Source organism: Pseudomonas sp. GV105 (genome assembly GCF_003058185.1).
Classification (GTDB): domain Bacteria; phylum Pseudomonadota; class Gammaproteobacteria; order Pseudomonadales; family Pseudomonadaceae; genus Aquipseudomonas; species Aquipseudomonas veronii.
Window position 1 is genome coordinate 127,225 of the sequence record NZ_QBUF01000015.1, and the last position, 24,069, is coordinate 151,293.

A 24,069-nucleotide genomic window follows, 5' to 3' on the forward strand; every position below is an offset into this window, starting at 1 on the left:
AACATGTGTCCTTAAAAGTAATCAAGGAGAAGTCCATGCTGATACTCACCCGTAAAGTTGGTGAAAGCATAAACATCGGTGATGACATTACGATCACCATCCTGGGCGTCAGCGGCCAGCAAGTACGAATCGGCATCAATGCACCGAAGGATGTTGCCGTGCATCGCGAGGAAATCTACCAGCGCATCCAGGCCGGCCTGACGGCGCCGGACAAAAACCAGACGCCTTGAAGCGCCTTCAGTAGCCAGCCTTTTCGTTCACGGTCACGGCTGGCGAAAACCCTATTGGCCTGCTCGCGTTCTTGTCGCGCTCAGCGTATCCGGTCCTTTCATCGTCGCTAAAAAGATGAAACTGTCATTACGCCCGGAACTTGTTACATGATTTGCAGCCGAACCTCGTGAGAACCTCTTCCGCCATACGAGTGCACTCAGGAGCACATCGATGAGGCCTAGCACGAAGCGACCTTTTGCCGCCCGTTCCTGGATGATCGCCCTGTTCATCGGGCTCGTCTTTGCAGGATTGGAATGCGGCTTGAGATTCGAAATCAAAGACATCTACGTCACCGATGTACCGTCATGGCTGGACTTGACGCTGTTGCTCGGCGGCTACCTGTTTGTGTTCTGCCTCAAGCCGATCCAGAAAACCGTCCAGCGCAAAATGTGCCAGCGCGCAGCTCCCGGCGAACACCGGAGAACTACCCACTGACGGCTGATGCCTGGCTATCAGATCGCCGGTATTTACAGCCCTGCAGCAGCACCTATGCTTGGCCTTGCACGGTCGGCTGAAAGGCGTTGAAGCAGATGGACACCCTGAGCAAATCCCAAATCGAATCTGCACTGGCATCGCGCTTGCCCAGCTATAAGGTCGTCTGCACATTACATGCTGACGGCACCCTCTCAGCCATTCTCAGCGGCCCGAACACCGACCACTTCGCAATCACCGGCATCGTGCGCGCGCACTATCGCGGCGAAGAAGCGATTGCCCGACTTGCCAATGAGATACTCAGAGAGATGGTGCTGTCGCGCCAGGGCGTGAAAAATTATCCTTTGCACACGCCCGGCGCCCCAGGCACGTGTGAAGAAGGCCACGGCCGATAGAACGCGCGCCCTTTCCCTCTCACTCCATTCGGCGCTCGACGCGCAGCAGGCCTTCAGCGTCGCGCCGCACCTGAAACTGCTCATACCCGTCGATCCAGGCATGCGCAGTCACCATGGGTGTCAGGTGCGTCGAGGTCACGACCATCACATCCGCGCCCGCCGCCTCCCCCGCTCGGATCCCCACCGTCGCATCTTCGAATACCAGGCAGTCCTGGGCCGCGACACCCAGACGCTGCGCACCCAGCCTATAGCAGGCGGGATCCGGCTTGCCGTTGGCGACATCCTCGGCCGTCACCCACACCGCCGGCGGACTGATGCCCGCCGCCTGTAGGCGCCGTAGCGCCAACTCCCTGGGGGCGGACGTCACCAACGCCCATTGATCGCTGGGCACATCATTCAAGAACGCAACGGCACCGGGAATCGCCACCACACCCTCGACATCATTCAGCTCGGCCTCGGTGATCCATTGCGCCTCAGCCTCAGGATCGACCCCAGGCAACGCCTGACGCCTGATCGTATCGATCGCCCGCGCGCCATGAATGGTGGTCAGGAACGCCGCCACATCCAGGCCATGACGTTCAGCCCAGATACTCCACACCCGTTCGGCAGCCGCAATGGAGTTGAGCAAGGTGCCATCCATATCGAACAGGAAGGCGCGATAACGCTGGGCAAATACGGCTGAACCGGGGATGGACACGGTGTGGCTTCCTCGCAGGCGACGACAAAAATAGACTCGAGGCAATCTACGGATCACCTCGACGCTTGTAAACGCCAACAGCGCTCACGCGACGCATCCCCGGCGCTACAGCGGCAGAGCCCAGGGCGGGGCGACGTGTTTCGAGTGGTTTTTTCCAAGGCGGGAGAATTGTTGCTGCAGACCGACAAACCGTGGGGGGGGTGATCGCCTTGTGTCGGCCCGGCGTGAAGATTCTCATTCAGCCACTACACTCAACAAAGCAACCGCACGTTCTGTGCATCGTTCAGGGCAAGATTGCCGACAAAGAGGCTAGCCACTATGTACGCCGGACAAACGCATATGGAAACGTTCAATGGCGAAATTCTCGGCCAGATGTTCGTCCAGATCATCTGTCTGCTAGCGGTGGCTCAGCTTTTCTTCTGATCGCCCGCTTCACCGTCCGCCGCGAACGGGGCGTGGCAAAACGACGCCCAAATTTCAGACAACAAAAAAGGGCTCACCTTTCGGTGAGCCCTTCCAGACCGCCCAGCAGAGCGGATTTTGTTTGGTAGGCGCGATTGGACTCGAACCAACGACCCCCACCATGTCAAGGTGGTGCTCTAACCAACTGAGCTACGTGCCTGCTGTGAGGCGGCATTCTACGGAATTCCGGAGGGCTGTCAACATCTTTTTTGCAGCTAACCCTATGAATATGCGAATTTTTTATTTTCGGCCCGTACACCCGTATTTTTCGGGCGGCTGGCAGGCGATTTTCAACTCAGGTAGGATCGGGGCACTCGTAAAAAATATAAAACAGAGGTTCCAGGATGGCGAACACCCCCTACCCCCAGTCGTATTACGCCGCGTCGGCGAATGCGGCTCCGCCTCGCCCAGTGCTGCAAGGTGAAGTCGAAACCGATGTGTGCGTGATCGGTGCTGGCTACACCGGGCTCTCCAGCGCGCTGTTTCTGCTGGAGAACGGTTTTCGCGTGACAGTCCTGGAGGCGGCCAAGGTAGGGTTTGGCGCGTCTGGCCGCAACGGCGGGCAGATCGTCAACAGCTACAGCCGCGATATCGATGTGATCGAGCGCAGCGTCGGGCCGAAGCAGGCGCAGTTGCTGGGACAGATGGCGTTCGAGGGCGGCAGGATCATTCGTGAGCGGATCGCCAAGTACCAGATTCAGTGCGATCTGAAGGACGGTGGAGTATTCGCCGCGCTGAACAGCAAGCACATGGGTCACCTGGAGTCGCAGAAGCGCTTGTGGGAGCGTTATGGCCATACGCAGCTGGAGTTGCTGGACGAGCGGCGCATCCGCGAGGTGGTGGCCTGTGACAATTACGTCGGCGGCCTGCTGGACATGAGCGGCGGACATATCCACCCGCTCAACCTGGCGCTGGGCGAAGCAGCAGCCGTAGAGTCCCTCGGCGGCACGATTTATGAGCAGTCAGCCGCATTGCGCATCGAGCGCGGCGCCACCCCAGTAGTACACACCGCCGAGGGCAAGGTCAGGGCGAAGTTCATCATCGTCGCCGGCAATGCCTACCTGGGGAACCTTGTGCCGGAATTGGCGGCCAAATCGATGCCGTGCGGCACGCAGGTGATCACCACCGCACCGCTGGGGGACGAACTGGCCAAAACGCTATTGCCACAGGACTACTGCGTCGAAGATTGCAACTACCTGCTCGACTACTACCGCCTGACCAGTGACAAACGCCTGATCTTCGGCGGTGGCGTGGTCTATGGCGCGCGGGACCCGGCCAATATCGAAGCAATCATCCGCCCGAAGATGCTCAAGGCCTTCCCGCAACTCAAGGATGTGAAGATTGACTACGCCTGGACCGGCAATTTCCTGCTGACCCTGTCGCGCTTGCCGCAAGTCGGTCGCCTGGGCGACAACATCTATTACTCCCAAGGCTGCAGCGGCCACGGCGTGACGTACACGCACCTGGCGGGCAAGGTACTGGCAGAGGCCCTTCGAGGCCAGGCAGAGCGTTTTGACGCGTTTGCCGACCTGCCGCACTACCCGTTCCCCGGCGGGCAACTGTTGCGCACGCCGTTTGCCGCGATGGGCGCCTGGTATTACGGGCTACGGGATAAGCTGGGGTTCTGATGGGAAGGCTTGCCTGGGATGCTGGCACGGCGCACTCAGCCGACATCATCGCAGGCAAGCTTGCGTCCACAGGGGACTGAGGTAGCTTGCCGACACGCGCTGATCAATGCTGAATCGCAGACACAAAAAACCCCGGTCTTTCGACCAGGGTCTTTGCTATCGGGTCAAAGGCAGCCAACGGCTTTCTTTGTGCTGCAAGGCGTTCAGTGGGCCTTGAAGCAGATATGGCGCAGCGGACGGGACTCGAACCCGCGACCCCCGGCGTGACAGGCCGGTATTCTAACCGACTGAACTACCGCTGCGTATCGCTTGACCGGCCGAGCGTAAACCCTCAACCGTCTTTAAACATCTGGCTGATCAGCCTTGGCTGTTCAACCTCAAGCCCGACGAATCGAACCTGGAAAATATGGCGCAGCGGACGGGACTCGAACCCGCGACCCCCGGCGTGACAGGCCGGTATTCTAACCGACTGAACTACCGCTGCGCGTCGGTGCAACCTTTAACGTTGCGTCTTACCCTAGGGCAAAACTCTCAAGAAGTGGTGGGTGATGACGGGATCGAACCGCCGACCCTCTGCTTGTAAGGCAGATGCTCTCCCAGCTGAGCTAATCACCCTTTGCTTCGTTGAGGCCGCGAAATTTACGCAGATAGCGGACCTAAGTCAATAGCCTGCTTGAAGTTTTTCTGAAAAAGACAAAATAGTTTCAAGACGGCTACCCACCCTACTCGCTGTAAATCATCTTCTTGCTCATGCCGCCGTCCACCACAAACTCCTGGCCGGTGACGAACCCGGCCTGGCGCGACAGCAGCCATGCCACCAGCGCCGCCACGTCCTCCACCGTGCCAACCCTGCCCGTCGGGTGCTGGGCGTGGTCGGCGTCGGTCAGCGGCTCTGCGCGACGGGCTGCCGGATCACGCGCATCGATCCAGCCAGGGCTGACGGCATTGACCCGCACTTCCGGGCCAAGGCTCATCGCCAAGGCGTGTGTCAGGGCCAGCACGCCGCCCTTGCTCGCCGCGTAGGCTTCGGTGTCCGGCTCCGACTGCCGAGCCCGGGTCGAGGCCAGGTTGACGATCGCACCGCCATGGGCGCGCAGGTACGGCGCACAGTGCTTGGCCAACAGCATCGGGCCGCTGAGGTTCACCGCCAGCACGCGATTCCAGGAGGCCAGGTCAAGGCTTTCAAGGGTGATATTGCGCGGGTCGGCCACCGCCGCATTGCACACCAACGCATCCAGGCGCCCGAACTGCCCAAGCACTTCAGCGACGCCCTGGGCGACTTGCTTCTCGTCGGCCACGTCCATGGTGATAAACCAGGCGTTCTCGCCGAGCACCTTGGAGACCTTGGAGCCGCGCTCGCGGTCCAGGTCGGCCAACACCACCTGCCAGCCTTCGCTAATCAGCCACGCCGCGATCCCCAGGCCAATGCCCCGGGCAGCGCCCGTCACCAGCGCGACGCGGCCGTTACCGCCCGCAGCCGCTTCCATGGACCACTCGATCACAAGGCCGCCAGCCCACGGGCCAGGTCAGCCTGCAAGTCAGCGACGTCTTCAAGCCCCACCGCAACACGGATCAGGCTGTCGCGAATACCCGCCGCTTCCCGCTCCTGCGGCGCCAGGCGGCCGTGGGACGTTGTGCTCGGATGGGTAATGGTGGTCTTGCTGTCACCCAGGTTGGCGGTGATCGAGATCAGGCGTGTCGCGTCGATAAAGCGCCAGGCGCCCTCTTTGCCGCCTTTCACTTCAAAACTCACCACCGCACCGAAGCCGCGCTGCTGGCGCTGGGCCAATGCGTGCTGCGGATGGCTCTTGAGGCCGGCGTAGTGAACCTTCTCGATACCGTCCTGCTGCTCCAGCCACTCGGCCAGGGCCTGGGCATTGGCACAATGGGCTTTCATCCGCAGGCTGAGAGTCTCCAGGCCCTTGAGGAAGATCCATGCATTGAACGGGCTCAGGGTCGGGCCGGCCGTGCGCAGGAAACCCACCACTTCTTTCATCTGCTCGCTACGCCCCGCCACCACACCACCCATGCAACGGCCTTGGCCGTCGATGAACTTGGTCGCCGAATGCACGACAACATCCGCACCCAGCTTCAACGGCTGTTGCAACGCCGGCGTGCAGAAGCAGTTGTCGACCACCAGCATGGCGCCTTTGGCATGCGCGACTTGCGACAGCGCGGCGATGTCTACCAACTCGGCCAGCGGGTTGGACGGCGACTCGACGAACAGCAGCTTGGTATTGGCTTTGATTGCCGCATCCCAGCCGGAAAGATCCGCCAAAGGCACGTAGTCCACTTCGATACCGAAGCGCTTGAAATACTTCTCAAACAGGCTGATGGTCGAACCGAACACGCTGCGTGACACCAGCACATGGTCGCCGGCGCTGCACAAGCTCATGACCACCGCCAGGATCGCCGCCATGCCGGTCGCCGTGGCGACCGCCTGCTCAGCGCCTTCCAGTGCGGCGATACGCTCTTCGAACGCGCGCACGGTCGGGTTGGTGTAACGGGAATAGACGTTGCCCGGCACTTCACCGGCAAAACGCGCAGCGGCGTCGGCAGCGGTGCGGAACACATAGCTGGAGGTGAAGAACATCGGATCACCGTGCTCGCCTTCCGGCGTGCGGTGCTGACCGGCGCGCACAGCCAGGGTATCGAAAGCTACGCCATCGAGGTCGCTGTCCAACCGACCGGCATCCCATTCCTGACTCATGCTGCGACTCCTTACTCAATGCTTTGTTTAAGATACAAAACCGGCCCCTCAGGGCCGGTGTTTACTCAATTGTTGTACAGATCGATGATCGCACTGACCGCCTGGGTCTTGATCTTCGACGAGTCGTTACGCGCCTGCTCGATCTTGTTCAGGTAAGCCTCATCGACATCACCGGTCACGTATTTGCCGTCGAACACCGCGCAGTCGAACTGCTCGATCTTGATCTTGCCACCGCCGACCGCTTCGATCAGGTCGGAAAGGTCCTGATAGATCAGCCAATCGGCGCCGATCAGATCGGCTACGTCCTGGGTCGTGCGGTTGTGGGCGATCAGCTCGTGGGCGCTCGGCATGTCGATGCCGTACACGTTCGGGTAACGCACGGCAGGCGCGGCGGAGCAGAAGTACACGTTCTTCGCGCCAGCTTCGCGGGCCATCTGGATGATCTGCTTGCAGGTGGTGCCACGCACGATGGAGTCATCCACCAGCATCACATTCTTGCCGCGGAATTCCAGTTCGATGGCATTGAGCTTCTGGCGTACCGACTTCTTGCGCGCCGCCTGGCCAGGCATGATGAACGTGCGGCCGATGTAGCGGTTCTTGACGAAGCCTTCACGGAACTTGACGCCCAAGTGGTTGGCCAGCTCCAGCGCAGCGGTACGGCTGGTGTCCGGGATCGGGATCACCACGTCGATATCGTGCTGAGGGCGCTCGCGCAGGATCTTGTCGGCCAGCTTCTCGCCCATGCGCAGGCGCGCCTTGTACACCGAAACGCCGTCGATGATCGAATCCGGACGCGCCAGGTAGACGTGTTCGAAGATGCACGGGGTGAGTTTCGGCGCAACAGCGCACTGGCGGGTGTGCAACTTGCCATCTTCGGTGATGTACACCGCTTCGCCCGGCGCCAGGTCGCGGATCAGGGTGAAGCCCAGCACGTCCAGGGACACGCTTTCGGAGGCGATCATGTACTCGACGCCTTCATCGGTGTGACGCTGGCCGAACACGATCGGACGGATGCCGTGCGGGTCACGGAAACCGACGATGCCATAACCGGTGACCATCGCCACTACCGCGTAACCACCGACGCAACGGTTATGCACGTCGGTGACGGCGGCGAACACATCTTCTTCGGTCGGCTGCAGCTTGCCGCGCTGGGCCAGCTCGTGCGCGAACACGTTGAGCAGCACTTCCGAGTCAGAGTTGGTGTTGACGTGGCGCAGGTCAGATTCGTAAATCTCCTTGGCCAGCTGTTCAACGTTGGTCAGGTTACCGTTATGCGCCAGGGTGATGCCGTAAGGCGAGTTGACGTAAAACGGTTGAGCTTCGGCCGAGGTCGAGCTACCGGCAGTCGGGTAACGCACATGGCCAATGCCCATGTGCCCGACGAGGCGCTGCATGTGACGCTGATGGAACACGTCACGTACCAGACCATTGTCCTTGCGCAGGAATAACCGGCCGTCGTGGCTGGTCACAATACCGGCAGCGTCCTGGCCGCGGTGCTGGAGGACGGTTAGCGCGTCATACAGCGCCTGATTGACGTTCGACTTACCGACGATACCGACGATGCCACACATGCGACGCAACCCCTACTTAATGAATCTTGACTGAACACTGCTTACTGAGGCGTTTTGGCCGGTAAGAGGTGCTCCTTGAACGGAAGATCAGCGGGTATGCTGATCCCGCTGGCCAGCCACTGACTGCTCCACCCCAAAATGAGGTTCTTGGACCAATCTGCAACCAATAGAAATTTTGGCACGAGTACCGACTCCTGCCACCACGAATCCTGCTGTACTGGCCCCAGGCTCAACAGCCCGACCGCCACGACCACCAGCAACGCGCCACGCGCAGCGCCGAAGGCCATGCCGAGAAATCGATCGGTCCCGGAGAGGCCGGTGACACGTATCAACTCGCCAATAAGATAATTGACCATTGCTCCCACCAGCAGCGTGGCGATGAACATGATGGCGCAGCCCGCGATGACGCGAGCCGAAGGTGTCTCGATGTACCCGCTCAAGTAGACCGACAGCGAACCGCCGAACATCCAGGCGACGACTCCTGCAATGATCCAGGTCAGCAACGACAGTGCTTCTTTTACGAAGCCGCGGCTTAGACTGATCAAAGCGGAGATGGCGACGATTGCGACGATCGCCCAATCAACCCAGGTAAATGGCACGGTGCAGCCTACAGACGGATAAGGCGGCGCATTTTAGCAGAGCGTCGGGCTATCGGTAAGCTGTGATTGCGGGTGCTTTGCAAAACAATAGTTTGTGACGAGTTAAGCGCATTTCAAGGCCCACTCGAAACCAAAGTGGAAGGGGGCTGGCTCCCGATGGCGGTGGGTCAGTCAGCAGAACCGATACTGATCGACCGCCATCGGGGGCAAGCCCCCTCCCACATTTGACTGCATTCCAAGCTGAAAGCGGCGTGAACTCAGCCGCGTTCAGGCTGGAAACGCACCACAAAACCGTTGAGATTCTGCTGACGCCCCAACAAATCGCGCAGGCGGTCCGCCTCGGCACGCTCGATCAACGGCCCGATAAACACGCGGTTCTTGCCATCGGCGCTGCGGATGTAAGCGTTGTAGCCCTGACTGCGCAGTTTTTTCTGCAAGGCCTCGGCGCTTTCGCGATTGGCCAGGCTGGCCAACTGGATCGACCAACTGATCGGCAGGCCATTCGGGTCGATACGGCTCTGACCCACGTCCGGTTTGCCCGGCGCGGCAGGCTGCGGCACGACCGGCTTGGGGGCAGGCGCTGGCGCGGCGGGCTTGGCAGCGACGGCAGGCGCCGGCTTGACCACAGGCACACTCGGCTGCACCGGCATCGAAGGGGCCGGCTGCGCGGCCAATTCCTCATCGGCCGGCACCGGCTCTTCTTCAGGCAATGCCTGCGGCTCAGGCACCACCACCGGCTCAACCTGCACCTGAGGCACGACCGGCGCCTGGGGCGCTGCCGGGGCCTCAACGACCACCTGGCGCTGTTCGTCCTGACGGGAAAACAGCATCGGCAGGAAAATCACCGCCAAGGCCACCAGCACCAGGGCACCGACCATCCGCTGCTTGTATGCGCTATCCAGTAATGCCATGTGCAGCTTCCTCCGTGGAGCGCCGGGCCAACCATTCGAGCGCCTCGGCAACACAATAAAATGACCCGAACAACAGAATCTCATCCTCGGGCGTGGCAACCGCACACTGCGCTTCAAGGGCCGCAGTGACACTTGCATACGACGCCACGCGCGCACCAAGGTTCTGCAGGGCCGCCTCAAGCTCCGCGGCCGGACGGCTGCGCGGCGTGTCCAGGGGCGCCACGGCCCAGGCCTGGACATTCCCCAGCAACGGCGTCACTACGCCCTCCAGATCCTTGTCGGCCAGCAAGCCGAACACCGCCAGGCGGCGACCGACCGGCGCTATACGCGACAGGCGTTGCGCGAGGTATTCGGCGGCGTGAGGGTTGTGCCCCACATCCAGCAGCAGGTTCAGGCGCTTGCCCTGCCAATCGAAGGCTCGGCGATCGAGACGCCCGACAATCCGCGTCGCCAGCAATGTACGAGCAATCTGCGCAGGATTCCACGGCAGATCCAATAGCAGATAGGCTTGCAGGGCGAGCGCGGCGTTTTCCATCGGCAGGTTCAGCAGCGGCAGGTCATGCAACGCCACGAGCTGGCCGCGCGCATCACGCCCGCGCCACTGCCAATGCTCAGCACCGACCTCAAGATTGAACTCACGCCCGCGCAGGAAGAATGGGCAATCCAGCTCCCGCACCCGGTCGAGCAACGTCTGCGGCGGGTCCAGATCACCGCACAGCGCAGGCTTGCCCTGGCGGAAGATGCCGGCCTTTTCATAGGCCACGGATTCACGGGTATCGCCCAGGTAGTCGACATGGTCGACACCGATGCTGGTGACCAGCGCCAGGTCGGCATCCACCACGTTGACCGTATCCAGGCGCCCGCCCAGGCCCACTTCAAGCACGACCACGTCCAGGCGCGCCCGTTCGAACAGCCAGAGCGCCGCCAGAGTACCCATCTCGAAGTACGTCAGGGAAATCTCACCGCGCCCGGCATCGAGCGCGGCGAAGGCTTCGCAGAGCTGCTCGTCAGTGGCTTCCACACCATTGAGTTGCACCCGCTCGTTGTAGCGCAGCAGGTGCGGCGAGCTGTACACGCCGACCTTCAGGCCTTGGGCCTGCAGCAGCGCTGCGACAAAGGCACAGGTCGAGCCCTTGCCGTTGGTCCCCGTCACCGTGATCACTCGCGGCGCCGGGCGGCCCAACCCGAGGCGGGCCGCTACCTGTTGCGAGCGCTCCAGGCCCATGTCGATGGCGGACGGATGCAACTGCTCAAGGTAGGCGAGCCATTCGCCCAGGGTACGTTGGGTCATAGGTTTGCAGGCACCGGCGGCACGACGATCGGCTCAACCTTCGGCGCGATGTAGACCGGCGTCGGCAGGCCCATCATTTGCGCGAGCAGGCTACCCAGGCGTGGACGCAACTCGCCACGGGCGATGATCATGTCGATCGCACCGTGCTCCAGCAGGAATTCGCTGCGTTGGAAGCCTTCCGGCAGTTTTTCGCGAACGGTCTGCTCGATCACACGCGGGCCGGCAAAGCCGATCAGGGCCTTGGGCTCGCCGACGATCACGTCGCCCAGCATCGCCAGGCTGGCGGAAACACCGCCGTACACCGGATCGGTCAGCACGGAGATGAACGGAATGCCCTCTTCCCGCAGACGCGCCAGCACCGCGGAGGTCTTGGCCATTTGCATCAGGGAGATCAGGGCTTCCTGCATGCGCGCACCACCGGAGGCTGCGAAGCAGATCATCGGGCAGCGGTTTTCCAGGGCATAGTTGGCGGCGCGCACGAAACGCTCGCCGACGATGGCACCCATGGAACCGCCCATGAAGGAGAACTCAAACGCCGACACCACGACCGGCATGCCCAGCAGCTTGCCGCTGACCGAAATCAGCGCGTCTTTCTCACCGGTCTGCTTCTGTGCAGCGGTCAGGCGGTCCTTGTACTTCTTGCCGTCGCGGAACTTGAGGCGGTCAACCGGCTCCAGGTCCGCGCCCAGCTCGTTACGGCCGTCGGCGTCGAGGAAAATGTCGATGCGCGCGCGAGCGCCGATACGCATGTGGTGGTTGCACTTAGGGCAAACGTCCAGGGTCTTTTCCAGCTCCGGGCGGTACAACACCGCGTCGCAGGATGGGCATTTGTGCCACAGACCTTCAGGAACCGAGCTTTTTTTCACCTCGGAACGCATGATCGAAGGGATCAGTTTGTCTACTAACCAGTTGCTCATGCTTTCTTTCTCCAGTACCGGTGGCTTGAACACAGCCCCGCGTATGCCCTTGAGCTAAATTCATATGTGGCGATGACACATGCAGGACGGGGTCAGACGTTCGACCAGCCATTTCCCGCATGTTTCCTCAGCCTTCCAGACAACCTGCCCGTGCAGGGTTGCCACTTCATTTCCGGGCCTCCCGCAGGTGGCACCGGGCTGTTTTACACAGTGGTAGTTATGGACGGCGGCAGACTGCCAGCCGTCACATCACGCCATCGCTGTTGCGCACAGCCTGCATGAATGCGCGAATCTTGCCGTGGTCCTTGATGCCCTTGCCCTGCTCTACCCCACCGCTGACATCCACGGCATACGGCCGGACCTGCTCGATCGCCGCCGCGACATTGGCGGGGGTAAGCCCGCCGGCCAGGATGATCGGTTTGCTCAACCCCTCGGGGATCAGCGACCAATCGAAGGCTTCGCCGGTGCCGCCGGGTACGCCTTCGACGTAGGTGTCCAGCAGTATCCCGCGCGCGCCGGTGTAGGCGGCGCAAGCGCTGGCGATGTCATCCCCAGCCTTGACTCTCAACGCCTTGATATACGGACGCTGGTAGCTTCCGCATTCGTCAGGGCTTTCATCGCCGTGAAACTGCAACATGTCCAGTTGCACGGCATCCAGGGTTTCGTTGAGTTCGCAGCGGCTGGCATTGACGAACAAGCCCACGGTGGTCACGAACGGCGGCAGTGCGGCGATGATCGCCCGCGCCTGCAGCACATTCACCGCCCGCGGGCTCTTGGCATAAAACACGAAACCGATGGCATCCGCCCCCGCTTCGACTGCCGCCAGCGCGTCTTCTATGCGGGTAATCCCACAAATCTTGCTGCGAACGGCTGACATGTCGTGGAAACCTCAGGGGTTGAACCGAGAAAGTCCCGGATGGTAACAAAAGCTTTTCCGGGCGTCAGCCGCCAAGTTCGCTGAAACCTGTGAGGAAGTGTGGCCCGATGAAGCGCTGCGGCAGCTCGAACTCGTCGCGGTACTCCACTTCCACCAGATACAGGCCAAACGGATGCGCCGTGACGCCGCCGGTCCGCCGAATACGGCTTTCCAGTACTTCCCTGGCCCACTCCACCGGGCGCTCGCCGGTGCCGATGGTCATCAACACACCGGCAATGTTGCGCACCATATGGTGCAGGAACGCTCCGGCGCGGATATCCAGCACGATCATCTTGCCGTGACGCGTCACCCGCAAGTGATGGACTTCCTTGATCGGTGACTTGGCCTGGCACTGGCCGGCACGGAACGCGCTGAAATCGTGGACGCCAACCAGATGCTGCGCGGCTTCGGCCATGCGCTCGGCATCCAGCGGGCGGTGGTTCCAGGTGATTTCTTCGTTGAGGTGCGCCGGGCGGATCTGATCGTTGTAGATCACATAGCGGTAACGCCGGGCGATCGCCTTGAAGCGCGCATGAAAGTGCGCCGGCATGACCTTGGCCCAACTGACACTGACGTCATGGGGCAAATTGATATTAGCGCCCATCACCCACGCTTTCATCGAGCGCTCGGCCTGGGTGTCGAAGTGAACCACCTGGCCGCAGGCGTGGACGCCCGCGTCGGTACGCCCGGCGCACATCAGCGATACCGGCGAGTCGGCGACTCTGGACAGGGCCTTTTCCAGGGTTTCCTGCACCGTCAGCACGCCGGACGCCTGGCGCTGCCAGCCGCAATAGCGCGAACCTTTGTATTCCACGCCCAGGGCGATGCGGTAAAAGCCTGCAGCCGCCATTTCGGCAGCCGGGTTATCTATATTTGCCAAGAACTGAGAGCCTGATGAGTTGCGCAAAGGCGGGCATTATAAGGCGCTGCGCCCCAGACGCCATGTGTTTGGTACCGGCAATGCAAAACGGCGGCCCGAAGGCCGCCGTCTGGGTCATCCCGTGGCGATTACACCAGTCGGCCAAGCATTTCCTTGGCTTCGCCGCGCTGGGTTTCATCGCCCTCGGTCAGCACTTCGGAAAGGATATCCCGCGCGCCGTCCGTATCGCCCATGTCGATATAGGCCTGGGCCAAATCCAGCTTGGTTGCGACCTCATCGGTGCCGGAGAGGAAGTCGACCTCCGGTTCGTCATCGCCCAGCGCCGCGTCTTCGGCGGTGAAGGACGGCTCGATCGGCGGGTTTTCCAGGCTCTGGGACAGACGATCGAGCTCGGCGTTGACATCATCCAGTTCCGAGGCGAACGCATCGGGTTTGGCCGCCGGGGCGTCCGGCTCGTCAGCCAGGGACAGGTCGAAGTCTTCCGGCAGGTCGAGGTCGTCCAGGGCGGCCGGGGTCAGGGTCGGCGGCTCGACCGGCGACACGTCCTTCATCTGATCTTCAAGCCCCGAGAGGAAGTCGTCATCGGACTGGGACGCCGGCGGGTCCAGTTGCAGGTCGAGGTCAAAGTCCGACAGATCTTCCGGGCTTGGCTTGGCATCGGTCTGTTGCTGCAGCAGCGCTTCGAAGGTCTGCTGATCGGTCTTGTCCAACGCCGCTGGCGAAGCCGCCTCCAGCTCGTCCAGACTCAGATCGAAATCAGTATCGAACGGCTCCGCTTCTGCCGTCGCTTGCGGCGCGGCGGCCGGCTTGTCTTCCAGCAGATCCTTGACGTATTGAGCGTCCATCGCGGCGGCGGCCACGGCGGCACTCACTCCCGCCGCCAACACGGCCATGGCCGGGAAGCGCGACTTGAGCTGCTCGACCTGGGCATGGTTTTCACCATTGGCCACCAACTGACGCTCCTGGACGACAAAACCGTCCTTGTCGTTCTGCAGGCCGTAGACTTCCATCAGCTTCAAGCGCAGGTCGCTGCGCTTGGGTTCGTACTTGATGGCTTGTTCCAGCACATCGGCCGCCTGGTTCAAGTGACCGCGGTCGATATGGGATTGGGCCTGGACCAGCGCATCATTGGTGTTTTCCGGCGCTACGGCGCCAGCCAGTGGCGCAAGCACCGAGGCCGCGCTTGGTGCCGCTGCCGGCGCGACCACAGGTGCCGGCGCAGGCGCAGGCGCGGCGGTCAACGTCACGTTCGGTGCCGGTACTTCCAGGCCAGCGAAGCTGTCCGGTGGCAGATCAAGGTCGATGTTCGAAGCGAATTCCGGCTCTTCGGACAGGGCCCGCGCCATGCGCAAGTGCTTTTCTTCTGCGCGACGGGCATTGCGATGACGCGCCCACAGCAACAGGAGCAACAACGCTACCAGGCCGGCCGCGCCGCCGATGACGCCAAGCACAATCGGGTTCGTCAGCAGTTCGTTGAATTTGTCTTCGCTGGTCGCAGGCACGGCGTCGGGCTTGATCGGCTCGGCCACCGGGGTCGCGGTGGCGGCCGGCTCAGCGGGCGCGACTGCAGCAGCCGGCGGCTCACCTGCCAACTGCGCGGGCATGACCGCAGTCGCCGGGGTTGCCGGGGCGCCTTTTTCAGCCTGCAACCTGGCCAGTTGATCGTTTTTCAGTTGGATCAGCTTTTGCAGCTTGTCCAATTGGCTCTGCAGGTCTGCGGCGCGACTTTTCAGTTCTTCGTTGTCACGGCGGGTGGTGTCGAGCTGTTCCCGGGCCATCGCCAGCTTGTCGCTCAGGGCCTGGCCATCACCCGCCTTGCCCTTCGCGCCCTTCTTGGCGGAGTCGGCCGAAACCAGACTCAAGTTGTCCTTGGCGTTGGTGCTCGCCGGCGCATTACCAGCCTGGGTGCGCTTGGTGGCGTCCAGTTGTTGCTTACCGGCCGTCTGATGGGGCGCGGCACGGCGGCCCTGGCGCCAGGCGACGTTCTGCGCGGTCACTTCGGCAATGGCCTTGGGCTGCGGTAACGCCGTGCTTTGTACGGTATCCGGCAGGCGCAGCACATGGCCGGTTTTCAGACGGTTGATGTTGCCGCCGATAAAAGCGTCAGGGTTGAGTGCCTGGATCGCCAGCATGGTCTGCTGCACAGAAGCGCCATTACGGTGCTTCTCGGCGATTTCCCACAGCGTGTCACGGGCCGTGGTGGTGTGCTGGGCCGGCACGCTCAACGCGGGCGCGCTCAAACGCGGCGTGGCTGCGCTGTTGGTCGGCGTCGACTGGTCGAACTTGGCCGGGTCGAGCAGCACGCTGTAGTCACGCATCAAGCGGCCATTGGGCCATTGCACTTGCAGCAGGAACCGCACGTAGGCATCAGGCAACGGCTTGCTGGACGTGACACGCACCACACTGCGCCCGGCCGGGTTGATCACCGGGGTGAACGTCAGGTCATTGAGGAACGCCTGGCGATCGACGCCGGCATCGACAAACGCCTGGGACGACGCCAGGCTCGGGGTGATCTCGGAGGCCGTGAGGCCGCCGACGTCGAGCAATTCGATTTCCACCGACAACGGCTGGTTCAACTTCGACTTGAGGGTCATCTCCCCCAGCTGCAGCGCCTGCGCCATACCGGAGGACAGCGCCGAGGCGGCCGCTATTGCTAACACCAGTTTGCGAACTTGAACCATAGCCTCATCCTTTGTTTGAACACTCCCCGGCCTGCGAGAAGGTTGGTAACCGTTGCCATAAGGCACGGCGAGCCGATAGGTCACCGACACGCAACTGTTCCTGCTTGGGGCCAAGCATAGCGCCTGGTTAGAATCAATCTACAAATTGCCGCCAAGTATCTTTTACACAAGGCCTTTTATCAACAACTGCGCCAGCTGCACCGCATTCAGCGCGGCGCCTTTACGCACGTTATCTGACGTCAACCACAGATTTAGTTCCGCCGGATCGTCCACCCCCGCACGCACTCGTCCGACGTAGACTACATCCTGGCCGACGGCATCACCCACGGCTGTCGGGTAATCCCCCTCCTCCACCCGCTCGATACCCGCTGCGGCGTCGAGCGCACGGTTGACGGCGGCAAGGTCGACCGGCGAACCCAATTGCAATGACACAGTCAAGCTATCGCCAAAAAACACCGGGGCTTGAACGCAAGTCGCAGAAATCTTTAGTAAAGGAGTTTCCAGCACAGCGCGCAGTTCGTGTACGAGACGTTTCTCCAGCGCTGTATGACCTTGGGCGTCCGGCGTGCCGACTTGTGCCAACAGGTTGAATGCCATCTGCCGATCAAAGAACTTGGGCTCCAGCGGGCGCACATTCAACAACTCGGCGGTTTGGCGCGCCAGCTCGCTGACCGCTTCACGGCCCTGGGCAGACACCGCCAGATTGGCGGTAACGCTGACACGCTGGATATCCAGAATCCCACGCAGCGGCGCCAGCACCACCGCCAGGTTGGTCGCGGACGGGCTCGGGCTGCCGAGCTGGAACGGCTTTTTCAAGCCCTCCAGCACATGGGCATTGGCTTCCGGCACCACCTGAGGCGCTTGCGCGGCCGGCAATGCGCCCGACAAATCGATCACCGAACAGCCGGCCGCCGTGGCGCGCGGGGCGAAGCTCAGGGTCACCGCCGGGCCGGCGGCGAAAAACGCCAGCTGCGCCTTGCTGAAGTCAAACTCATCGACTTCCCGCACGCGCACGTTCTTGCCACGGAACGGCACCGACGCGCCCGCGGAGTTGCTGCCCGCCAGCAGATACAGGGTACCTACCGGGAAAGCCAGCTCTTCGAGGATCTGCACCAGGGTTTCACCGACGGTGCCGGTGGCGCCGATCACGGCGATATCAAAGGTCTGGGTCATGGGAGCTGCCTCGGGCATTGCGGGGGGGAGCGGCACTTTACCGGGTGGTGGGGGGTGAGGCAATTGGGCTGGGCCTTGCGGTGCGACGATTCGACTTGCTCCCGATGCCTTCCTGAAAGCCAACAAAAAACCCGCGCCTGTCACCAGTCGCGGGTTTTTCTTAGTGCCTCAGGCGATCAACGCTCCAGCAGAATCCGCAGCATGCGCCGCAGCGGTTCGGCCGCGCCCCACAGCAACTGGTCGCCGACGGTGAACGCGCCCAGGTACTGGGTGCCCATGTTCAGCTTGCGCAGACGCCCCACCGGAACATTCAGGGTGCCGGTAACCTTGGTCGGGCTCAGCTCCTGCATGCTGATTTCGCGGCTGTTCGGCACCAGCTTGACCCAAGGGTTGTGCTGGCTGATCAGCCCTTCGATATCGGCGATCGGCACGTCTTTGTTCAGCTTGATGGTCAGCGCCTGGCTGTGGCAGCGCATGGCGCCGATACGCACGCAGATGCCGTCCACCGGGATCGGGCTCTTGAAGCGACCGAGGATCTTGTTGGTCTCGGCCTGGGCCTTCCACTCTTCACGGCTCTGCCCGTTCGGCAGCTCCTTGTCGATCCACGGGATCAGGCTACCGGCCAACGGCACGCCGAAGTTCTCGGTCGGGTAAGCGTCGCTGCGCATGGCTTCGGCCACACGGCGGTCGATGTCGAGGATCGCGCTGGCCGGGTCGGCCAGTTGATCGGCGACCGCCGCGTGGGTCGCGCCCATCTGCTTGATCAGTTCGCGCATGTTCTGCGCGCCGGCGCCGGACGCCGCCTGATAAGTCATGGCGCTCATCCACTCGACCAGGCCGGCTTCGAACAAGCCGCCCAGGCCCATCAGCATCAGGCTGACGGTGCAGTTGCCGCCGATATAGTTCTTGGTGCCAGCGTCGAGTTGCTGGTCGATGACCTTGCGGTTGACCGGGTCGAGCACGATCACCGCATCGTCCTGCATGCGCAGGCTGGACGCAGCATCGATCCAGTAACCCTGCCAGCCGGCTTCGCGCAGCTTGGGGAACACTTCGCTGGTGTAGTCGCCGCCCTGGCAGGTCAGAATCACATCGAGGGTTTTCAGCTCTTCAATGCTGTAGGCGTCCTTGAGCGGCGCAATATCCTTGCCCACGGACGGCCCTTGGCCACCCACGTTCGAAGTGGTGAAAAACACCGGCTCAATAAGATCGAAATCCTGCTCTTCCAGCATCCGCTGCATGAGCACGGAACCGACCATACCGCGCCAACCGATCAGACCTACACGTTTCATCGCAACTACACCTTGTTAAAAAGTGGGCCGACTTGCAGCAACAACTGCAAGCGGGCCCGAGAGATTACAGATTCCGCAACGCGGCGACTACTGCGTCGCCCATTTCTTGCGTACCGACTTTGGTGCAACCCTGCGACCAGATGTCTCCGGTGCGCAAGCCCTGGTCCAACACCAGGCTCACGGCCTTCTCGATGGCATCCGCCGCGTCGCCCAGGTTGAAGCTGTAACGCAGCATCATCGACACCGACAAAATGGTCGCCAGCGGGTTGGCGATGCCAAGGCCTGCGATGTCTGGCGCCGAACCGTGGCACGGCTCGTACATGCCCTTGTTGTTAGTGTCCAGGGACGCCGACGGCAGCATGCCGATGGAACCGGTGAGCATCGACGCCTGGTCGGACAGGATGTCGCCGAACAGGTTGTCGGTGACGATCACGTCGAACTGCTTCGGCGCGCGCACCAGTTGCATGGCGGCGTTGTCGACGTACATGTGGCTGAGTTCGACGTCCGGGTAGTCCTTGGCGACTTCTTCGACGATTTCGCGCCACAGCTGGCTGGAGGCCAGGACGTTGGCCTTATCGACCGAGCAGATCTTCTTGCTACGCACGCGGGCCATGTCGAAACCGACCCGGGCGATACGGCGGATTTCGCTCTCGCTGTACGGCAGGGTGTCGTAGGCCTGGCGCTCGCCATTCGGCAGTTCGCGCACACCGCGCGGCGAGCCGAAGTAGATACCGCCGGTCAGCTCGCGCACGATCAGGATATCCAGGCCCGCCACCACTTCCGGCTTGAGGCTCGACGCGTCGGCCAGTTGCGGGTAGAGGATTGCCGGGCGCAGGTTGCCGAACAGGCCCAGTTGCGCGCGGATCTTCAGCAGGCCGCGCTCAGGGCGGATGTCACGCTCGATCTTGTCCCATTTCGGGCCACCCACGGCGCCGAGCAACACGGCGTCGGCCGCACGGGCGCGGTCCAGGGTCTCGTCGGCCAGGGGCACGCCGTGCTTGTCGATGGCCGCGCCGCCGATCACGTCGTGGCTCAATTCGAAGCCCAGGTTGTACTTGGTGTTGGCCAGTTCCAGGACTTTGACCGCTTCGGCCATGATTTCCGGACCAATACCGTCGCCTGGGAGAATCAGAATCTGCTTGCTCATGCGTTCCTCATTTCATCATGCGACCCGCCCTGGGGCAGGTCGGGAAAAATACTCAGCGTTCGGCCCAAACCACCAGCACGTCGGTGCTGAAGGTGCCGTCGGCTTGAATTTCGTAATAATCGCGGACTTCCTGGCCCATTGCCTGTTGCAGCTCAAGAATCGCCGCACGCAAAGGCGCTGGTGTACGCATGCGCTCGACCCACGAGGTGTATTCCAGGCGCAGGCGCTGGCGGCTGCTGTTGCGCACATGCAGACCGGCTTCGCTGAGCTGGCGCATCCATTCGGCGGCGGAGTAATCGCGCACGTGGCTGGTGTCGCGCAGCACTTCGACGGTTTGCAGGTAAGTGTCCAACAGCGGGCTGCCCGGTGACAAGACATCGACAAACGCCGCCACGCCACCCGGCTTGAGCACCCGGCGCACTTCGCGCAGGGCCAGGCCGAGGTCGCTCCAATGGTGCGCCGAATAGCGGCTGAACACGAAGTCGAATTCGCCATCGGCGAACGGCAAGCGCTCAGCAGCGCCGCGGACCGTGCGGATATTGCCCAGGCCACGGTCTGCGGCAGCGGCGGCGACCACGTCGAGCATCTGCTGGGACAGGTCGTAGGCCACCACTTCTTTTACCAGCGGCGCCACATGGAAACTGACATGACCGGCGCCGCAGCCCAGATCCAGCAGTCGCGCAGCGCCGTGCCCGGCCAGTTCGGCCTGGAGCAGCGCAAATTCAGTACCTTGGGCGTGTACGGCACTGCTCAGGTAGGCCGAGGCCTGTTCACCGAATTGTTTTTGCACGACTTGGGTGTGGGCGGCTTTGGTCATGGTGAGTTTCCTGGGTTTTGTGTGGTTAACACTGACCCCATCGGGGGCAAGCCCCCTCCCACATGTTGATGTGTGAACACGTTCAAATGTGGGAGGGAGCTTGCTCCCGATGGCGGCGGTCCTGCCTACATCACATCAAGCGTCGCGAAACAACCAAGGCTGGCTGGCCCGGTGCTTGGTTTCAAACGCGGCAATCGCATCGCCGTCCTGCAAGGTCAGGCCGATGTCGTCCAGGCCGTTGAGCAGGCAGTGCTTGCGGAAGGCATCCACTTCAAAGTGGTACACCTTGCCGTCCGGACGGGTCACGGTCTGCGCGGCGAGGTCGACGGTCAGTTCGTAGCCGGGGTTGGCTTCCACTTGCTTGAACAGTTCATCCACTTCGGCATCGCTCAAGATGATCGGCAGCAAGCCGTTCTTGAAGCTGTTGTTGAAGAAGATGTCGGCGTAGCTCGGCGCGATGATGCTGCGAAAGCCATATTCTTCCAGGGCCCACGGCGCGTGTTCGCGGCTGGAGCCGCAGCCGAAGTTTTCCCGCGCCAGCAGCACGCTGGCGCCCTGGTAACGTTCGGCGTTGAGCACGAAGTCCTTGTTCAGCGGGCGCTTGGAGTTGTCCTGGTAGGCGTAGCCCACGTCCAGGTAGCGCCACTCGTCGAACAGGTTGGGGCCGAAACCGGTGCGCTTGATCGACTTCAAGAACTGCTTGGGGATGATCTGGTCAGTGTCCACGTTGGCACGGTCCAACGGCGCGACAAGACCAGTGTGTTGGGTAAAAGCTCTCATCGGGTATTCCTCAGATCAATTCGCGAACGTCGATGAAACGACCGTTGACGGCAGCGGCGGCGGCCATGGCCGGGCTCACCAGGTGAGTACGCCCACCGGCGCCCTGACGCCCTTCGAAGTTACGGTTGGAGGTCGACGCGCAATGCTCGCCGGACTCCAAGCGGTCCGGGTTCATCGCCAGGCACATGGAGCAGCCCGGTTCACGCCATTCAAAACCGGCTTCGAGGAAGATCTTGTCCAGGCCTTCCGCTTCGGCCTGGGCCTTCACCAGGCCCGAACCCGGCACCACGATGGCCTGCTTGATGGTCGAGGCGACTTTGCGGCCCTTGGCGATCACTGCCGCGGCGCGCAGGTCTTCGATCCGCGAGTTGGTGCAGGAACCGATGAACACGCGATCCAACTGAATGTCGGTGATCGCCTGGTTGGCTTTCAAGCCCATGTACTTCAAGGCGCGCTCGATGGAACCGCGCTTGACCAGGTCGGCTTCCTTGGCCGGGTCCGGCACGTTCTGGTCGACGGCCAAGACCATTTCCGGCGAGGTGCCCCAGCTGACTTGCGGCTTGATCTGGCTGGCGTCCAGTTCCACCACGGTGTCGAACACGGCATCGGCGTCGGAGACCAGGTCTTTCCAGGCCTCAACGGCGGCATCCCAGTCGGCGCCTTTGGGGGCGAACGGACGGCCTTTGACGTACTCGACGGTTTTTTCGTCCGCCGCCACCATGCCCACGCGGGCACCGGCTTCGATGGACATGTTGCAGATGGTCATGCGGCCTTCGATGGACAGGTCGCGAATGGCGCTGCCGGCGAATTCGATGGCATGGCCGTTACCGCCGGCGGTGCCGATCTTGCCGATCACGGCGAGCACGATGTCCTTGGCGGTCACACCGAAAGGCAATTGGCCTTCGACGCGCACCAGCATGTTCTTCATTTTCTTGGCGACCAGGCACTGGGTGGCGAACACATGTTCCACCTCCGAGGTGCCGATGCCATGGGCCAGGGCGCCGAACGCGCCGTGGGTGGAGGTGTGGGAGTCGCCGCAGACCACGGTCATGCCGGGCAAGGTCGCGCCCTGCTCCGGGCCGATCACGTGGACGATGCCTTGGCGCACGTCATTCATCTTGAATTCGGTGATGCCGTATTCGTCGCAGTAGTCGTCGAGGGTCTGCACCTGCAAACGCGACACGGTGTCGACAATGGCGTCGATCCCGCCCTTGCGCTCCGGGGTGGTCGGCACGTTGTGATCCGGGGTGGCGATGATCGAGTCGACGCGCCAAGGCTTGCGCCCGGCCAGCCGCAGGCCTTCGAACGCTTGGGGCGAGGTCACTTCATGGATGATGTGACGGTCGATATAGATCAGCGACGAGCCATCGTCGCGCCGTTTCACTTCATGGGAATCCCAAAGCTTGTCGTAAAGCGTTTTGCCGGCCATCAGTCGGTCCTCATCAGCGGTCTTTCTATGCCCCGGGTCTTGAGACATTCAATAACCCTTTGGCTTGTGAGGCTGATGGTATGGCGCTACATTAAATAACTCAAATTCATATTTTTTATGCTTTGGATTACCAACTGGAATACCACAATGGACCTGGCCAACCTCAATGCTTTTATTGCCATCGCTGAGACCGGCAGCTTCTCCGGCGCCGGTGAGCGCCTGCACCTGACCCAACCGGCCATCAGCAAACGCATCGCCGGCCTCGAGCAGCAACTGAAGGTGCGCCTGTTCGATCGCCTGGGCCGTGAAGTCGGCTTGACCGAAGCCGGGCGCGCCCTGCTGCCGCGCGCCTATCAGATTCTCAACGTCCTGGACGACACCCGGCGCGCCCTCACCAACCTCACCGGTGAAGTTAGCGGGCGCCTCACATTGGCCACCAGCCACCACATCGGCCTGCATCGCCTGCCGCCGATCCTGCGCACCTTTACCCGGCAATACCCCAACGTGGCGCTGGATATTCAGTTTCTCGACTCGGAAGTGGCCTACGAAGAGATCCTGCATGGCCGCGCCGAAGTGGCGGTGATCACTCTGGCGCCCGAGCCGCACAACCTGGTGCGCGCCACCCCGGTGTGGGACGACCCGCTGGATTTCGTGGTGGCGCCGGAGCACAGCCTGACCCGCAACGGCTCGGTCACCCTGGCGGACATCGCCGGGCACCCGGCGGTTTTCCCCGGCGGCAACACCTTTACCCATCACATTGTCAGCCGCCTGTTCGAGGCCCAGGGCCTCACGCCGAACATCGCGATGAGCACGAACTATCTGGAAACCATCAAAATGATGGTGTCCATCGGCTTGGCGTGGAGCGTATTACCGCGCACCATGCTCGACGATCAGGTGACAAGTATCGCTTTGCCGGGCATACAACTCAGTCGCCAGCTAGGCTATATCGTGCATACCGAAAGGACACTGTCGAACGCTGCGCGGGCTTTTATGAGCCTCTTGGATGCACAGGTCGAGCTGCCAGGGACACCGGCATGAAGCTGTGCGGCCTCAAGGCCTGAATAAAACCGCGCC

At 62.0% G+C, this 24,069-nt stretch carries 22 protein-coding genes and 4 tRNA genes; 5 read left to right on the top strand and 21 right to left on the bottom strand.

The genetic code is table 11. The annotated features are described in order from the left end of the window. Positions 1–35 precede the first annotated feature (35 nt). The 3 genes from csrA (at position 36) to C8K66_RS25635 (ending at position 1,097) form a co-directional block, all read left to right on the top strand. Positions 36–230 (top strand): carbon storage regulator CsrA, encoded by a 195-nt coding sequence (gene csrA, locus C8K66_RS25625; protein ID WP_003192511.1) that lies wholly within the window; start codon positions 36–38, stop codon positions 228–230. Positions 231–441: 211 nt separating this feature from the next. Continuing rightward, a complete protein-coding gene (locus C8K66_RS25630) occupies positions 442–705 on the top strand; it encodes a hypothetical protein (RefSeq protein WP_046382646.1) in 264 nt (87 codons plus the stop codon). A gap of 95 nt (positions 706–800) precedes the next feature. Next, on the top strand, positions 801–1,097 hold the full coding sequence (locus tag C8K66_RS25635; protein ID WP_017847684.1) for a hypothetical protein: 297 nt from the start codon (positions 801–803) through the stop codon (positions 1,095–1,097). A 19-nt stretch (positions 1,098–1,116) separates the two neighbouring features. Here the strand turns inward: C8K66_RS25635 and C8K66_RS25640 are convergent, their stop codons facing one another. Continuing rightward, on the bottom strand, positions 1,117–1,794 hold the full coding sequence (locus C8K66_RS25640; protein ID WP_057005678.1) for an HAD family hydrolase: 678 nt from the start codon (positions 1,792–1,794) through the stop codon (positions 1,117–1,119). A gap of 545 nt (positions 1,795–2,339) precedes the next feature. Continuing rightward, a tRNA-Val gene (locus C8K66_RS25645) sits at positions 2,340–2,416 on the bottom strand. 184 nt (positions 2,417–2,600) lie between these two features. Here C8K66_RS25645 and C8K66_RS25650 point away from each other — a divergent pair. Then, the gene (locus tag C8K66_RS25650; protein WP_057005679.1) at positions 2,601–3,884 is read left to right on the top strand and encodes an FAD-binding oxidoreductase; all 1,284 of its coding nucleotides are present in this window, start codon (positions 2,601–2,603) and stop codon (positions 3,882–3,884) included. 225 nt (positions 3,885–4,109) lie between these two features. On the opposite strand, the gene C8K66_RS25655 is transcribed toward C8K66_RS25650, so the two are convergent. The 19 genes from C8K66_RS25655 to leuC form a co-directional block, all read right to left on the bottom strand. Next, a tRNA-Asp gene (locus C8K66_RS25655) sits at positions 4,110–4,186 on the bottom strand. 105 nt (positions 4,187–4,291) lie between these two features. Next, positions 4,292–4,368: transfer RNA gene (locus tag C8K66_RS25660), tRNA-Asp, on the bottom strand. A gap of 55 nt (positions 4,369–4,423) precedes the next feature. After that, a tRNA-Val gene (locus C8K66_RS25665) sits at positions 4,424–4,499 on the bottom strand. Between the two features lie 107 nt (positions 4,500–4,606). Next, positions 4,607–5,371 carry an SDR family oxidoreductase gene (locus C8K66_RS25670; RefSeq protein WP_017847688.1) on the bottom strand — a complete coding sequence of 255 codons (765 nt, stop codon included), beginning with the start codon at positions 5,369–5,371 and terminating at the stop codon, positions 4,607–4,609. An 11-nt stretch (positions 5,372–5,382) separates the two neighbouring features. Further along, positions 5,383–6,594, bottom strand: coding sequence for an O-succinylhomoserine sulfhydrylase (locus C8K66_RS25675; protein WP_057005680.1), 1,212 nt, complete (start codon positions 6,592–6,594; stop codon positions 5,383–5,385). A gap of 65 nt (positions 6,595–6,659) precedes the next feature. Then, positions 6,660–8,165, bottom strand: a complete 1,506-nt coding sequence (purF, locus tag C8K66_RS25680) for an amidophosphoribosyltransferase (RefSeq protein ID WP_017847690.1) — start codon at positions 8,163–8,165, stop codon at positions 6,660–6,662. A gap of 41 nt (positions 8,166–8,206) precedes the next feature. Continuing rightward, entirely contained in the window at positions 8,207–8,764 is a 558-nt protein-coding gene (locus C8K66_RS25685) for a CvpA family protein (protein WP_057005681.1), read from the bottom strand. Positions 8,765–9,021: 257 nt separating this feature from the next. After that, the gene (locus tag C8K66_RS25690) at positions 9,022–9,675 is read right to left on the bottom strand and encodes an SPOR domain-containing protein (protein ID WP_046382642.1); all 654 of its coding nucleotides are present in this window, start codon (positions 9,673–9,675) and stop codon (positions 9,022–9,024) included. Next, the gene (gene folC / locus C8K66_RS25695) at positions 9,659–10,966 is read right to left on the bottom strand and encodes a bifunctional tetrahydrofolate synthase/dihydrofolate synthase (RefSeq protein ID WP_108526337.1); all 1,308 of its coding nucleotides are present in this window, start codon (positions 10,964–10,966) and stop codon (positions 9,659–9,661) included. Before folC ends, C8K66_RS25690 begins: the two co-directional genes overlap by 17 nt. Next, complete coding sequence (gene accD / locus C8K66_RS25700; RefSeq protein WP_046382640.1) at positions 10,963–11,883, bottom strand: acetyl-CoA carboxylase, carboxyltransferase subunit beta; 921 nt, start codon at positions 11,881–11,883, stop codon at positions 10,963–10,965. Before accD ends, folC begins: the two co-directional genes overlap by 4 nt. Positions 11,884–12,127: 244 nt before the next feature. Then, positions 12,128–12,760: a phosphoribosylanthranilate isomerase gene (locus C8K66_RS25705; RefSeq protein WP_108526339.1), complete on the bottom strand. Its 633-nt coding sequence runs from the start codon at positions 12,758–12,760 to the stop codon at positions 12,128–12,130. 64 nt (positions 12,761–12,824) lie between these two features. Beyond that, positions 12,825–13,649, bottom strand: a complete 825-nt coding sequence (gene truA / locus C8K66_RS25710; RefSeq protein ID WP_046382638.1) for a tRNA pseudouridine(38-40) synthase TruA — start codon at positions 13,647–13,649, stop codon at positions 12,825–12,827. 158 nt (positions 13,650–13,807) lie between these two features. After that, positions 13,808–16,360 (bottom strand): FimV/HubP family polar landmark protein, encoded by a 2,553-nt coding sequence (locus C8K66_RS25715; RefSeq protein ID WP_108526341.1) that lies wholly within the window; start codon positions 16,358–16,360, stop codon positions 13,808–13,810. A gap of 162 nt (positions 16,361–16,522) precedes the next feature. Next, positions 16,523–17,533, bottom strand: coding sequence for an aspartate-semialdehyde dehydrogenase (locus C8K66_RS25720; RefSeq protein ID WP_017847699.1), 1,011 nt, complete (start codon positions 17,531–17,533; stop codon positions 16,523–16,525). 176 nt (positions 17,534–17,709) lie between these two features. Then, a complete protein-coding gene (asd, locus tag C8K66_RS25725) occupies positions 17,710–18,822 on the bottom strand; it encodes an aspartate-semialdehyde dehydrogenase (RefSeq protein ID WP_017847701.1) in 1,113 nt (370 codons plus the stop codon). A gap of 64 nt (positions 18,823–18,886) precedes the next feature. Then, positions 18,887–19,969, bottom strand: a complete 1,083-nt coding sequence (leuB, locus tag C8K66_RS25730) for a 3-isopropylmalate dehydrogenase (protein WP_017847702.1) — start codon at positions 19,967–19,969, stop codon at positions 18,887–18,889. A 52-nt stretch (positions 19,970–20,021) separates the two neighbouring features. Then, entirely contained in the window at positions 20,022–20,786 is a 765-nt protein-coding gene (locus C8K66_RS25735; RefSeq protein WP_108526343.1) for a class I SAM-dependent methyltransferase, read from the bottom strand. A gap of 135 nt (positions 20,787–20,921) precedes the next feature. Continuing rightward, positions 20,922–21,566 carry a 3-isopropylmalate dehydratase small subunit gene (gene leuD, locus C8K66_RS25740; protein WP_046382635.1) on the bottom strand — a complete coding sequence of 215 codons (645 nt, stop codon included), beginning with the start codon at positions 21,564–21,566 and terminating at the stop codon, positions 20,922–20,924. 10 nt (positions 21,567–21,576) lie between these two features. Then, the gene (leuC, locus tag C8K66_RS25745) at positions 21,577–22,995 is read right to left on the bottom strand and encodes a 3-isopropylmalate dehydratase large subunit (RefSeq protein ID WP_046382634.1); all 1,419 of its coding nucleotides are present in this window, start codon (positions 22,993–22,995) and stop codon (positions 21,577–21,579) included. 147 nt (positions 22,996–23,142) lie between these two features. Here leuC and C8K66_RS25750 point away from each other — a divergent pair, with 147 nt between their 5' ends. After that, the gene (locus C8K66_RS25750; protein ID WP_017847706.1) at positions 23,143–24,033 is read left to right on the top strand and encodes a LysR family transcriptional regulator; all 891 of its coding nucleotides are present in this window, start codon (positions 23,143–23,145) and stop codon (positions 24,031–24,033) included. Positions 24,034–24,069 lie beyond the last annotated feature (36 nt).

Bases quoted from the DNA above. Each gene is read 5' to 3' on its own strand.
- csrA (WP_003192511.1), top strand. From the start codon at position 36: ATGCTGATACTCACCCGTAAAGTTGGTGAAAGCATAAACATCGGTGAT.
- C8K66_RS25630 (WP_046382646.1), top strand. From the start codon at position 442: ATGAGGCCTAGCACGAAGCGACCTTTTGCCGCCCGTTCCTGGATGATC.
- C8K66_RS25635 (WP_017847684.1), top strand. From the start codon at position 801: ATGGACACCCTGAGCAAATCCCAAATCGAATCTGCACTGGCATCGCGC.
- C8K66_RS25650 (WP_057005679.1), top strand. From the start codon at position 2,601: ATGGCGAACACCCCCTACCCCCAGTCGTATTACGCCGCGTCGGCGAAT.
- C8K66_RS25670 (WP_017847688.1), bottom strand. From the start codon at position 5,371: ATGGAAGCGGCTGCGGGCGGTAACGGCCGCGTCGCGCTGGTGACGGGC.
- C8K66_RS25675 (WP_057005680.1), bottom strand. From the start codon at position 6,594: ATGAGTCAGGAATGGGATGCCGGTCGGTTGGACAGCGACCTCGATGGC.
- purF (WP_017847690.1), bottom strand. From the start codon at position 8,165: ATGTGTGGCATCGTCGGTATCGTCGGTAAGTCGAACGTCAATCAGGCG.
- C8K66_RS25690 (WP_046382642.1), bottom strand. From the start codon at position 9,675: ATGGCATTACTGGATAGCGCATACAAGCAGCGGATGGTCGGTGCCCTG.
- folC (WP_108526337.1), bottom strand. From the start codon at position 10,966: ATGACCCAACGTACCCTGGGCGAATGGCTCGCCTACCTTGAGCAGTTG.
- accD (WP_046382640.1), bottom strand. From the start codon at position 11,883: ATGAGCAACTGGTTAGTAGACAAACTGATCCCTTCGATCATGCGTTCC.
- C8K66_RS25705 (WP_108526339.1), bottom strand. From the start codon at position 12,760: ATGTCAGCCGTTCGCAGCAAGATTTGTGGGATTACCCGCATAGAAGAC.
- truA (WP_046382638.1), bottom strand. From the start codon at position 13,649: ATGGCGGCTGCAGGCTTTTACCGCATCGCCCTGGGCGTGGAATACAAA.
- C8K66_RS25715 (WP_108526341.1), bottom strand. From the start codon at position 16,360: ATGGTTCAAGTTCGCAAACTGGTGTTAGCAATAGCGGCCGCCTCGGCG.
- C8K66_RS25720 (WP_017847699.1), bottom strand. From the start codon at position 17,533: ATGACCCAGACCTTTGATATCGCCGTGATCGGCGCCACCGGCACCGTC.
- asd (WP_017847701.1), bottom strand. From the start codon at position 18,822: ATGAAACGTGTAGGTCTGATCGGTTGGCGCGGTATGGTCGGTTCCGTG.
- leuB (WP_017847702.1), bottom strand. From the start codon at position 19,969: ATGAGCAAGCAGATTCTGATTCTCCCAGGCGACGGTATTGGTCCGGAA.
- C8K66_RS25735 (WP_108526343.1), bottom strand. From the start codon at position 20,786: ATGACCAAAGCCGCCCACACCCAAGTCGTGCAAAAACAATTCGGTGAA.
- leuD (WP_046382635.1), bottom strand. From the start codon at position 21,566: ATGAGAGCTTTTACCCAACACACTGGTCTTGTCGCGCCGTTGGACCGT.
- leuC (WP_046382634.1), bottom strand. From the start codon at position 22,995: ATGGCCGGCAAAACGCTTTACGACAAGCTTTGGGATTCCCATGAAGTG.
- C8K66_RS25750 (WP_017847706.1), top strand. From the start codon at position 23,143: ATGGACCTGGCCAACCTCAATGCTTTTATTGCCATCGCTGAGACCGGC.